Below are 12,256 nucleotides of genomic sequence, written 5' to 3' on the forward strand. Positions count from 1 at the left end.
CCCTCTACGAGGAATGAATGGGACGAAAAGAACGAAGTAACATTGTTAGAATCGAAAAAGCCACTCGCGCCAGCAAACATAAATACACCTCTTCTCTACAAGACCTCGCCCGAGAGTCTATTCCAGGAGAATGGATCACCGAAATAATAGAACACCCTGCAATGGTGCCCGTGGGGGCAGAGTATGAACTATTGCAGGATGTTTTAGCATCTTCGGATAACGTCTTCTATAAACCACGCCGCCGCCGTGAATACCGTGTTGATTCATCGAATCTTAAGAAGTGGCAGCTATACGCAGAAAACTATATTGACTGGGTGGGGTATTCCCAAACTAACGGCTTATCTCACCACATACAAGATTTTGACATGCTCTTTGACGACAAGGAAAACAACAATGAATAATAAAACTATGGACACCGTGAACAACGTGAACACCCTAATTAACTCTTTCCACGATATTTGGCATCTACCAGCATTGCAGCTTGTTAATAGGGCGTGGCGTGAGAGAACGCCCTCCGCGCTCCTGGAAGCGATACAATACACTGAACAGGCAATCACTGCCCTTGAACACTGGTATGCTGCTGTAAAGCACCTGGTGCAGATGAACGGGGATACCGTCACCGTGGATCAGGCGTGGCGCATTGCCAATGACCTTGAAGAGCTTGCTTGCTCCCTGCAATACATCACCGCCGAACTTGCGGAACTGGCAGGAGTCATTGCCGAGAAATACGCAGTAAGCGAATTTGAATAAAAATGCAAGAAAAGTGAATGAAATGTTGGTTTGGGTATTGACAAATTAACAGAAATGTTATAGAATAAGAAGTAGGGATAGTATTCGAATCACTTCTCCCGTAGATGGCTACTCCCTTGTAGGGTAGCCCTCTTCTCTAAAATCATTCCTTCTGTGATTTTTTGGTTGTGTTCTTTATTGCTACGTTCGTTTGTTTCTAACAAGGGATCTCCACTGCCCTATTTATTGCTTGTCACAGTAAATAGGGGATATCCGGTGGAGAGCACCTTCTAAGGGTAGTAATTCACAACGAGTGATTTTATAGAAGAGCAATCCTGCTCTTTACAACTGAAATCGTTATACGTCTTTATAATGCGCAGTTGTCAGACAATACAGAGAATTCAGACACTGGAACATTTTTCTTTAGTCGAGTTGTATTGTCTCCTTATTAATTATTAAGTCGAAAGGCTTGGTAGTGATAAGAAATTCCAATAGGGCGATCATTCATCCTTAGCGTGTTTTGCAACGACACGGAATGATCCCCAGGCTGGTTTATAAGATTTCCAGCTGTCCCAAAGAAGCGGCTTTATTGCCGCTTTCTTTTATCCCACAGTAACAAATAAGTTAATGCAACGCGAAGGAAACAAAAAAGATGTTTATATTAAATAACAAATCGCGTGTACTCAAATATAAAAATGATGTTCTCACCGTCAATCCTCAGATGATTGAGATGGTGGCTCAGTATGCTGGTTGTTCGGTTGATGAAGTGATCAAAGCGATGGATAAATATTTTCCTGACGAATCACCAAAACAAGAAACAACTATTCAGGATTTGATTACACGTAAAGTAAAGGAATCAACCAAACAATGATTATTGACCTATCAGAAGTCTTTCCGGTACGTAAAAGCTACACAGATATTGTGAGTGCTGCGACCGACAATTTTGCAGCAGTAGACAGTAAAGTGTTTGCTTCTCTTCCTGCTGATGTGCAGTGCGGCGATGTGCTCGATATCACTGGCGCTCTCTATACCTCTGGGAATGTGGCTTATGTCGTCGTGTCCGACTTCGTTAAAGCTGGTAGTAATAAGCCTGTGAACGTCCTACGCGCTCCTAACGTTGGATCATACGTTGCCCTCAAGAGCGACAATCTCAACGCAGCTAACCACGCAGCAGCGATCAGCGCATTACAGGCGCAAGGCTTCGCCACTCGTGAATTTTTCACCTCTTAAGCAAGGAAGATAAATAATGATTATTGGAAACGAGCGTATCGACCTTTCCCCATTATTCCAGCTAACCAGCACCAGAAATTTCCTACTCAGTTCTCTAAATCTCTTTGATGGTGTGGGCGTTTCTTCTCATAAAGTTAGTGTGTCCCGTCTGCTGGAAGATAACACCAGCCTGTTCAACCAGCCTACGGCGCGTTTCTCAAACGAGCATAACACCACGCAGCGTCAGAGCGGCAAAGAATGGCTAATCGAGCTTCCGTATTTCCTTCGTGAAGATCTGATCACTCCGTCAGATATTCAGGGCAAGCGTAAGCCAGGAAGCGATATTCAAGAAACAGTGACGGACATTTACAGCGATTACATGGGTAAACACGCTGTAGCGTTTATGCGAACCCGTGAAAGTTACCTCGCACGATCACTCTTCTCTGGTCAGGTGTATACACCTAAGACAGACGATCTGTTAATCGACTTTGGCGACCTGTTCGGCGTAGCCCCGATGAATGCCACTCTTGATCTGTCAGCTACAGATAGCAGCACTCTACGTGCGATTGACGACATGGTGAGTCAAATCACCGAAGCGGCACAAAGCCAGGCGGCGGCAGTGGAGCGAATTATTGTTTTCGCCAAGGGTGGATTCTATAGCGATCTGCGTTTCAGTCCTGCGATGGAGGCGGCTTTCCGCTATGTCAGCCCACTTGATGAAGGGAACGTAGTGTTCCAGCATCGTGAACTACTTCCAGGTGTAAGCACCTTTTCGATCCCTGGCTCAAATGTAGATGTGATCAAGGTGACAGATCCGCTCCTGATCGCACAAATGGGTGATGCCGACGCTATCGCCATCCCGCAATTCGCTAAGGGAAGTGGTATTTACACCAATATCTACGGCGCGGCTTCGTCAACGTTCGAACTCCTTAATGCTGCACCTGCGGAAGTTTATAGCTGGAGCTTCGAAAGTGAGCGCGGAAACACGATCAACGTGATCTCGGAAAACTCAGCACTGCCAGTTAACCACGGCCTGAACTTCTCCGTTCACATTAAAGCCTCAGAATAACGAGCGATAGACGGTAGTTCTTCCCGTCTGGAAATAAAGAAGAACTTTAATCAGGGGCGTAGGGAACTGGAACACGCAAAGCAAATGCGCCAGCCCTTGCCCCTTTTTATTTCCAGAATATGAGGAAAGATAAAATTGGAAATTATCCTAAAGAGTCGAGGTTTGCATTTACAACTTAATGATACAAACGCAGAGCAAATACTCAATTTAGCAGCCGTGTCGAGAGCGCTTGATGTTAGTCATTCACATCTAAGGCAACTTATTTTCAGAGGAATGAGTGTATCAGATGCACTTAATTACCTTGTGAACGAAAAGAAAGGCGGTGAATAATCATGCTTGAAATCCACACAAGTTCTATCAAGAACACCGTGACATTCAGCGTTGATCGTAATTCAATGAAGGAAGCTATGGACGCTTTCGATCAAATTCAGAAGAAATCCAAAGGCATTAAAGACCCTACGTTGAACATGAAAAGATTCAGCCAGGGGCTAAAATCTGCTGAAAGGGAACTCGATATGCTGAATAAGAAAGCGTCAAAGCCTCGTAATAGCGATGAACGAGAAAAGGCAAGGGCAGCTAAGGCGCAAGCCCGTGTAGAGGCTCAGGCAGCGAAAGAGGCCGCAAGAAACGCACAGCGCCGTGAACGGGCTGAATTGAAGCTATTGGACACTGCCAGCAGCTTTAAAAGTATGCAGCACCTTACCAATGTTGAGCTTACACAGGCCGCGCTTGCAGCGTCACGGATCACCAAAGCCTATGCAGCAGGAACTATCTCTCTACAACGCCAAAACAGCGAGATTAAGCGCTTACAGCAGAGCTACAGACGCATTAATGCAGAGCGTAGGGCAGCGGCAAAGGCGGGAGGGGCTAACGCTCTTGGTGGCGGTGGTAAAGCTACAGGGGCGATCTCTGGCTCTCTGATGGGATTAGGCACTGGTGCGCTTGCTGGCGCTGGTATTGGTGCGGCGGCTTACGGTGCTTATTCATGGGGGAAAGACGCTGTAACAGCCCAGGAAGAGCGCAGCGAAATCGTCGCAAGGGCGCGCTTGGGCGGTGTAGATTATAACGTCCTCCAGGCACTTTCCCAGTATGCCACGGCTAACGGGATTGATTCCGGTATGGGGCTGCAAGGACAACGTAAGCTACTCGACTCGGGAAAAGACCTCTCAGAAAAGATCGCAGACAGCTACACCAACAGCACCTTTGATAAGAAGTCTGGACAGTGGAAAGGCGGAAACGCTGCTGTAGATACAGCCCTGAACATGGGATTCACTAAAGAGGATTTGAAATCCTACCAATCCAATCCGTTTGGCTTCGTTTCTGCTTATACCAACACCATGCAGGGGAAAGGCTATTCACAAGAGCAAATCCTTCATAACCTGGAAGACCTTGCAGACGATTTAGGCTTGTATCACAAGGCATTTTCTAATCAAGGTAAGGCACTCACTGATCAAGTGGACGTGCTCAAGCGTAATGGTCAGTGGCTGGATGAAGCACAGCAGGATCAGCTTGTAGCCTACCGTAAGTTTAACCAGGAGCTTAGCATTCTCTCCGATAGCCAGAAGCTGGCCTTCTTCGAAGGGTTTATGTCAGAGATTGACCCTGAAACCATGCGAGAGTTTAAAGAAGCTATGCAGGAGGCGTTACCCTTTTTCAAGGGGATCGGGCGGGCGGCGGGGGATGCTGCCGTAGGATTGCTGAAACTCACTAACTGGATCACAGGCAAGCTAAACCTTCTTACTGGTGACAACAGCACTAAAGAGGCGGTGAGCCAGCATTACGGCACAACGTCAGCACCTGCACAGCCTGGAAGTAATCCAGTGGCTAACGCCTATGGAGCCAGCCAGCCGAAAGCAGACGGCACACACCAGCCTAATGTGTTCGATACATTCCATGATTGGTGGAACGGGACAAGCGACGCTAAGGACGTGAGCAGCTACGCGCAGAGCACCAATGGAGATTACTCTCCTGTTTCAATGCTGAAACAGAGTGCAGCAGCGCCAGCTAAGCCAGCCAGTGCGCCGATCATGCAGCCTGTAGTATTGCAGAATCAGCTACCGGAAGGGCTTATCCATCTAACTATTTCTCCTGATCCGACATTCGGAAACATGCTTAATGCTACCGTTGATCAGCGTATCAGTGATAACAATCAGCGTATGGTGTTGGCTGTTTCATCTGGACAAGGGACGGGGGGCTAAATGGCAACACCTGGAAGTTTAACTATCGGGGGCAGCGATGCCTCCCGAATCAATTCAACTCAGAACAGTAATAACAGCAGTGCTACCCGCACCAAAGGTGAAAACGGCTTCACCATCCTTGCATCTGTATATAATTCGTCCTCAGATAGCTACATTCAAAACTATCAGGCGATAGTGTTTGATGCCGTGACGGATACGGGAATACGCAGACAGGCTGACATTACCAGCTATCCCGTTGAGAGCGGGGCAGAGGTGAGCGATCACGTTCAGATTAAGAATAATACATTCAAGCTATCGGGAATTATTTCCGAAACTCCGGTGAGGCTGGAAAAGGATTTGTTATACAGCGCTGGTGTGAATGGCACTCGTATCAGTCAAGCTATCGAATACCTCGATAAGATGTTTGACAGTCGCCAGCCCATCACATTAGTGACAGAGCACAAAGTGTACGAGAATGTTATTCTCTCCGGCATTTCCTACGATTATAAATCTGAATACGCGATGCAATTCGATCTTGAATTTGAACAGATCAGGCTTGTCAGTAAAGCTACAGTTAATGTGATTGCAACTAAAACGCAGGGAAATAAATCTGTAGGCGGTACGGTGAAACAGAAGGTGGTGAACAATGCACCTAAGAAAACTGAATCTGACACTGTTACGACGGAGTTTAAAAAATGAGGGGCTTATGCCCCTTTTTTGATGGTTTCAACACTAAAGCAATGAATCCATATTTTTAAAAGGGACAGATTTAAAAAGATAGCCCTGTAATCCCCAAATTCCCACCTCACGCAGTAACCCCATATGATCTCTATTCTCAATCCCTACAATAATAATTTTGTCGCAGTATTTTTTGATTGATGCAATCAACTGGTTGAAGGTTGGTTTCTGCACCTGCTCATTAAAGAAGCAGCGATCTACCTTTACAACCTCAAAGTATCCTTCGATCAAACTAACTACATTCGAGTTTCCTGCGCCAAGGTCATCGAGCCATAGCCCATTTACACCCTGGCTCAGCGATTTTAATAAGGGACTTTTCAATCCCTTGTCCAAACCAGGGAAATGCTCAGAAAGTTCAAGTTTGATGAATGGCATCGATTCGAAAGTTTGTCTAAGTATGTAGTCATGACGTATTAAAAAAGCCATTTGCTGATCAATGTTCAGTGTACAAAATAGATTCTTTCGTTCGAACCACGTTTGCATAGTGGCAATGTTTCCACATTGTTCGTATAGGAAAAGCCGCTTCCTATCTAAATCCCAAGATGAAATTACGAACTCAGGGTGAAGGTGACGTCCATCTGAGGTAATGAAGCGAGTGAGAAGCTCAACGCCTAACAACCTCTCGTCAATGCTCACTATAGGTTCAGCAATGAATGTAGTATCCATAACAAATACCTTAAATTTTAATTAAAATTATATTGTAATTTTTATCACAATAAAGCAATAGTATTGCCAAAATTTGTGGTACGGATGTATGGCTTTGACTAAGTGATTGATATCACATACCTTTCTGCTTTATAGTGGGTGTTTGCTGATTGTTATATATTAGTCTTGCAATGTTTTTCTGGTTGTTTTTTTGCTCGGTTTTTTGTTTGATACTGGTTCATATTCACCTAAATATATAAGTAATGTAATAATGTTCTATTCGATAAGTTAACGAGGGGCTTACGCCCCTTTTTTATTGATTCTCTATCTCTGGATAGCGTAGCAATTCTATATACTGCCGTAGCTCAACAGGAGAGGCGGCATTCTTGCTGTACGTCTTGAAACTCTCTGTAGAGCCGCGCTCGTGACCGAGCAGAAGGGCTATTCTGTCCTCAACCACTTGATTTCTATCGAACATTTGCGCCACTTGGTGGCGTAACGAGTGAAAAACTTTCAACTCTGATCCCGCTTCGCCTAAAGCCTTTCGTTTAGCCCTCGTAAAACGCTGTGAATGCCACGTAGAGCGCTTTCCGTCTGCACGGTCAATGATTGACGCACGATAGAACAAAAATCCGTTGTAGGGCTTCTCACGAAGCGATAACACCAACGGAGTGATCAGGCTATGCACCGGAATAATACGGGCTGCTGATTTGGTCTTCCCCTCCGTCACTTCGAAACATAACACCCCTTCAATCTCTCGGATGTTGGCCGCACGTAATGAACAAATTTCATTCAGGCGCATACCGCTATACATGCCGATCAGCGTTACATTTTGCATCTCTTCATCATCTGCCATCACAGCGAATACTTTCGCCAATTCTCCAGGCTCAAACACCTCATAGCTCACCTTGCTACTTTTGGCCTCCAGCGCATGACCGCGCCAGATGTTTTCCTGTGGTGCATCGTGATATCTGTTACGAGCCAGATCCCAGATTTGAGCCAGTGCGCTGACATAGTTTTGTATGGTCTGTGGTGCTTTCTCCGTCTTGAGCTTATCAAGCCAACCTGTAACGGTGGTCCGGTTAATGTCACGAAGCTGAACATCGCGCTTTTTCAGATGTTCTAAGAGCACTTCTACAGCCTTGTTTGTCTTTGATAGCGTGGTGAGTTTGCGCTTCTCGCTGAACTGGAGAATGTATTGATCCCGCATCCTCAAGAGGGAAGGGCAACTCATTACAGGGGCGCTTAATGGCTCCGGTGCTGCATGTGCATACGTACCAACTTGACGTAGTTCATTGAGGATTTGCTCTACCTTCGAGCCTCGATCACGCTGTGGCTTTATCAGGTTACGAATCTTAAACCACTCCAGAGCAACCGCATCACGAAAGAGACGGGCTTCGCGCACATCGCGTGTGCCTGTGCTCTTCACATAGTTATGTCTTCCTCCGAACAGATGACGCATGTACTTTGGTATGGCGATCCTCACCAGATAGTTTCCGCATGGATCTAAAACTAAGTAACGATCTCGCTTGTAAATCATGTTCACCCCAGCTATTTTGTCAGGGCTTTTGCACATGATTTTGAATAGTGTGAAATGTCGAAGTCTTTACCTGTTTTTCCAGTTGATTCAAAGGATTACAGGAGCTTGTAAGACAAGCGAACGACCGTAGAAATACGTGCCGGTTCGAGTCCGGCCTTCCACTCATCCTCTAAAAACCTCCCTCCGATGCCACTCCACAAACCCCTCCCCAGGATAATTCCCTTTCCCCATCGGCAACGCAATCTGCTTCCCGGCAAAATCCCAGAACAGCCGTCCAACAATCCCGCTCCCATTCACCGCCTCGGACACCAGCACCCGCATACTTTCATCCAGCCCAATCGATCCCTTATCAAACGCCTTATGATGAATCGCACACAACGACAGTCCGTTCGGGATCTCACACGGTCCGCCAAACTGCTTCCACTTGATATGCGCGGCTTCAAGTCCAACGGAGGCGTTATCATGTCGCATGTTAAACCCGCAGATTGCACACTCATAGTTATAAGCTCGCAGCACCTGCTGGCGGAACAGCGGATCGCGAACCTTACGGATCTGTTGAATATCAAAACCCATCTCATCCGCGATCTCTTCCTGAATGCTTTCAGGAAAGTGCGCTTCAAGAATCTGCTGCGCCAGCGAGCCGATCAGATTTTTGTTCTTATTCAGCAGCGCAAAGTGTTCTTCATCAAACCCGCCTGCGACGTTATGTTCCACAAGTTCTTTAACAGGCGGTTGCTTACTGCCAGTGGTCGAACAGAACTCAGTATTCTTCAGATCCCAAAAACCGTCCCCTTTGAGCCGCCAGAAGGGCATATTTGGGTAATGCGCCTTCCTCTGTGGGCCAAAGCGTTCTAGCAGGCTAAGCAACTGTTCGTGGACCTCAGTACCGTAATCAAACAGTCGCGCATGCCCCTGCTGATAGTTCGCCAGCACGTACAGAAGCAATAAAGGCTTATGCGGCGCACGCTGTTCGCCTTTGCGCCAGATGGTGATGTCGGTAATCGCCTGTTCGAAAGTTTTGCTGGAAGCCATCGCGTTACGGAAGAAGGTAAATAATTGCGATGATGCTCGCAAAACTCAGACCAATCAACCCACAATCAACAAAAACATGACCTTACCGCACATAACCCTATTTCCTGAATCCCCCTCGCAAATTCCAAATTTATCCCACGCCAAACCGCTGTATTTATATTCAGCTCTGTATAATGAGCACCAGAAATTACGCCGAACGGCAAAGGAAGTATCGAAGAATATTTAACGAGGAATTCGCGATATGAAGGTGCTGCAACACCCCCATACCGCTAACCACCAACAACTAATCAGGAGTTGAAAATGGCTGCGACGAATTTTAAGCCAGAGTTTACTGTTTGCAAAACAGAATCAGACGCTTTCACCGGCATGATTGAAAACCGCGAGCTGGTACGCAAAAACAGCGCCCGCCGTCTTCACGGCAACCAGCCCAACGCGGCGCCCATTCATCCCCGCGCAGCAACGCCGCAAGACAGTGCCGCCTGCTGCGAACTCTATGCGCGCATAGACATGAAATACCTTCTTCTGGGCGGCGACTGGTTAAACCGTGCAGGCTTTATCAACGGCATGCCGGTAAAAATCCGCGCCATGAAAGACTGCATTGTGATTACGCCACAGCATACAAGAGAATTATGGGGATGCCTGGAAGGTATGAGTGTGGTGAATATTAATAAGCAGAAAGTCGCTCAGTGGTTAAAAACATTTCCGGGAGCGTTAAATGACACCGGCGATATTCCGGTAATTAAGCGTAACGCCTGATAAATATCCCGGCCCTGCGCCGGGATTATTATTTATACCGCTTTCAAAACACCGGCACCCCCAGCCCCACCTTCACCTCCCGCAACGTCGCCTGCGTCACCCCCTGCGCCCGTTCGGTCCCGCGCTTCAGCATCGCCATCAACTCTCCCTTGTCCTGCATGTACATCGCCCTCCACTCCCGCATCGGCGCAATCAGCTCCTGCAAACACGCCTCCAGCTCGTTCTTACATACCCGGTCGCCCAGCCCGCCCGCCTGATAATGCGCCTTCATCGCCGCCACTTTCTCCTTGTCCGGATGAAACGCGTCGAGGTACGTAAACACCACGTTCCCCTCAATCTGCCCCGGGTCGCTCACCTTCAGGTGGTTCGGGTCGGTGTACATGGCGCTGACCGCACGGTGAATCGTCTCTTCACTGGCCGAAAGGTGCAGCGTGTTACCGAGCGATTTCGACATCTTTGCACTGCCGTCGATGCCGGGCAGGCGGCTGGTGTCGCTCAGCATCGCCTTGCAGTGGCGCAGCACCGGGGTGGGCAGCAGGCTGTTCATCTTGTGCACAATCTCGTTGGTCTGCTCAATCATCGGCAGCTGGTCGTCGCCGACGGGCACGCTCTCGGCCTTAAACGCGGTGATGTCCGCCGCCTGGCTGATGGGGTAGGCCATAAACCCGACCGGCAGCGAGCGGACGAAACCCTTCTGCGCAATCTCGTTTTTCACCGTCGGGTTACGCTCCACGCGGGCGACGGTGACGATGTTCATATACAGCATCGTCAGCTCGGCGAGGGCGGGCAGGGCGGATTGCAGGCAGATCGTGGTCAGGTTCGGGTCGATGCCCGCGGCGAGGTAGTCGGCCAGCACTTCGGGGATGTTGTCGCGAATTTTTTGCGGGTTGCTGCCGTTGTCGGTCAGCCCCTGAAGGTCAGCAATCAGCACAAACTGGTTGTGCGTCTGCTGAAGCGCCACGCGCTGGCGTAGCGATCCGACGAAATGACCGAGGTGCAGCGGGCCGGTTGGGCGATCGCCGGTGAGGATGGTGGGTGCGTTCATAAAGACTCCTTAATGTGCAATTGCCGAAAGGGGTCCTGGATGTGTGAAAGCCGCCTTTCGGCGGCTCTCTGAAAATGGGGAAAACAACTCCGGGCCGCCTTTAAGAAGGCAGCCACCAGCGTTTAATGGTGAGTACGGCGGAGCGTGTGTTCATCGAATTAACCTATCATGCAAAAACGCAGGGGTAAAGCGGCTCAGGCGCCGCTGCTTGAGGCGCGCACCTTCAGCCTGCCCGCCAGCGTCACGTGCGTGGCGGCATCTTCCTGATTGCACAGGTACTCCACCGCCAGCCGTCCCAGCTCGCTGTAAGGCAACTGGATGCTGGTCAGCGGCGGGGTGAGCTGCTCGGAAATCTTCTGGTCGTCGTAGCCCGCCAGCAGCATATCCTGCGGAATGCGCACGCCGTTCACCGCCAGCGCCTGGTAGCAGCCGATCGCCAGCCAGTCGCTGGCGCAGAAGATGGCGTCCGGGCGCTCGGCCAGTTCCAGCAGAGACGTGGTGGCGGTAAAGGACTCGCTGAACTGCCAGTTGGTCTGGCGCACCAGGCCGTCGTCGCACGCGAGTCCGGCCTGCTGTAATGCCGCCTGGTAGCCCGCCAGACGCTGGCGCGAGGCCTCCATCCAGCTCTCGCCGGTGATGTGGGCGATGCGCGTGGCGCCGCAGGCGATGAGGTGTCTGGTAACCTGGAAAGCGTTGGCGTAGTCGTCCGGAATAAACGACGGCAGCAGCGGCGAGCCGGGGTCGCGCTGGTTGAGCAGCACCAGCGGGATGCGGGTGCAGTCCTGGAATGCCGTCATATCGACGACGTTCGTGACCGGAGAGGCAAGGATAATCCCGATGCAGTTGCGCTTGTCCAGCTGGCGGATGATGTTCAGGGCCAGCTCCACGTCGTCGCCGTAGTCGTAGACGGTGAGCAGGGTCTCGTTGCGCCACGCCGCTTCCCGCGCCTGGCTGATGGCGTCGATAAACGGGTCGAAGCTCTGCATGGAGCTGACCAGCAGGGCGATCTCCTCCTGGTTGCGCGGGGCGTGAACGGCGGGGAGGCGGTCGTAGCCGAGCTCGGTAGCCACATTAATCACCCGCTGGCGGGTGTCGTCGCTGAGCTTGATGTTGCGGGACTGGTTGAGCACCAGCGATACCGTCGCCTGCGACACCCCCGCCGCCCGCGCAATATCGTTCATCGTCACTTTTGTTTTTCGCTTCATCCGTTCTCTCCCTTTCGCGAATTTGCATCATACCCTAACCGCGTGCTTCCGCGCCGTCGATCACGTTTCTCATCCATCGAAGCGTGAACTTTGTGAGAGGCGTCGCTTTTC

Annotated in this window: 13 protein-coding genes; 8 read left to right on the forward strand and 5 right to left on the reverse strand. The window is 49.6% G+C overall.

Annotated features, from left to right (window positions below; genetic code table 11):
* Nucleotides 1-17: 17 nt before the first annotated feature.
* The 7 genes from AC4OVU_RS03295 (at nt 18) to AC4OVU_RS03325 (ending at nt 5,883) form a co-directional block, all read left to right on the forward strand.
* Complete coding sequence (locus AC4OVU_RS03295) at nt 18-401, forward strand: hypothetical protein (protein WP_193852811.1); 384 nt, start codon at nt 18-20, stop codon at nt 399-401.
* Nucleotides 394-750, forward strand: a complete 357-nt coding sequence (locus AC4OVU_RS03300) for a hypothetical protein (protein WP_045355678.1) — start codon at nt 394-396, stop codon at nt 748-750. The genes AC4OVU_RS03295 and AC4OVU_RS03300 overlap by 8 nt, the downstream gene beginning before the upstream one ends.
* Before the next feature lie 631 nt (nt 751-1,381).
* Nucleotides 1,382-1,600 (forward strand): hypothetical protein, encoded by a 219-nt coding sequence (locus tag AC4OVU_RS03305; protein ID WP_045355679.1) that lies wholly within the window; start codon nt 1,382-1,384, stop codon nt 1,598-1,600.
* Nucleotides 1,597-1,959 (forward strand): hypothetical protein, encoded by a 363-nt coding sequence (locus AC4OVU_RS03310; RefSeq protein WP_023306398.1) that lies wholly within the window; start codon nt 1,597-1,599, stop codon nt 1,957-1,959. The genes AC4OVU_RS03305 and AC4OVU_RS03310 overlap by 4 nt, the downstream gene beginning before the upstream one ends.
* A gap of 16 nt (nt 1,960-1,975) precedes the next feature.
* Complete coding sequence (locus AC4OVU_RS03315) at nt 1,976-3,007, forward strand: major capsid protein (RefSeq protein ID WP_022649287.1); 1,032 nt, start codon at nt 1,976-1,978, stop codon at nt 3,005-3,007.
* A 332-nt stretch (nt 3,008-3,339) separates the two neighbouring features.
* On the forward strand, nt 3,340-5,205 hold the full coding sequence (locus tag AC4OVU_RS03320) for a hypothetical protein (protein ID WP_045355680.1): 1,866 nt from the start codon (nt 3,340-3,342) through the stop codon (nt 5,203-5,205).
* Nucleotides 5,206-5,883 carry a phage baseplate protein gene (locus AC4OVU_RS03325; protein ID WP_045355681.1) on the forward strand — a complete coding sequence of 226 codons (678 nt, stop codon included), beginning with the start codon at nt 5,206-5,208 and terminating at the stop codon, nt 5,881-5,883.
* Nucleotides 5,884-5,916: 33 nt separating this feature from the next.
* On the opposite strand, the gene AC4OVU_RS03330 is transcribed toward AC4OVU_RS03325, so the two are convergent.
* From AC4OVU_RS03330 to AC4OVU_RS03340, 3 genes are all read right to left on the reverse strand, one after another.
* Complete coding sequence (locus AC4OVU_RS03330; protein WP_108367475.1) at nt 5,917-6,588, reverse strand: EAL domain-containing protein; 672 nt, start codon at nt 6,586-6,588, stop codon at nt 5,917-5,919.
* A 292-nt stretch (nt 6,589-6,880) separates the two neighbouring features.
* On the reverse strand, nt 6,881-8,107 hold the full coding sequence (locus AC4OVU_RS03335; protein WP_040118269.1) for a site-specific integrase: 1,227 nt from the start codon (nt 8,105-8,107) through the stop codon (nt 6,881-6,883).
* 162 nt (nt 8,108-8,269) lie between these two features.
* A complete protein-coding gene (locus tag AC4OVU_RS03340; protein WP_110292480.1) occupies nt 8,270-9,139 on the reverse strand; it encodes a phosphorothioated DNA-binding restriction endonuclease in 870 nt (289 codons plus the stop codon).
* A 300-nt stretch (nt 9,140-9,439) separates the two neighbouring features.
* On the opposite strand from AC4OVU_RS03340, the gene AC4OVU_RS03345 reads away from it, so the two are divergent.
* Nucleotides 9,440-9,895 (forward strand): SymE family type I addiction module toxin, encoded by a 456-nt coding sequence (locus tag AC4OVU_RS03345; RefSeq protein ID WP_110292479.1) that lies wholly within the window; start codon nt 9,440-9,442, stop codon nt 9,893-9,895.
* Between the two features lie 43 nt (nt 9,896-9,938).
* On the opposite strand, the gene trpS is transcribed toward AC4OVU_RS03345, so the two are convergent.
* Together trpS and AC4OVU_RS03355 are read right to left on the reverse strand one after the other, a co-directional pair.
* On the reverse strand, nt 9,939-10,940 hold the full coding sequence (gene trpS / locus AC4OVU_RS03350) for a tryptophan--tRNA ligase (RefSeq protein ID WP_110292478.1): 1,002 nt from the start codon (nt 10,938-10,940) through the stop codon (nt 9,939-9,941).
* A 194-nt stretch (nt 10,941-11,134) separates the two neighbouring features.
* On the reverse strand, nt 11,135-12,145 hold the full coding sequence (locus AC4OVU_RS03355) for a LacI family DNA-binding transcriptional regulator (RefSeq protein WP_110292477.1): 1,011 nt from the start codon (nt 12,143-12,145) through the stop codon (nt 11,135-11,137).
* Nucleotides 12,146-12,256: the final 111 nt, after the last annotated feature.

It is taken from the genome of Enterobacter sp. 6722112 (assembly GCF_058661685.1).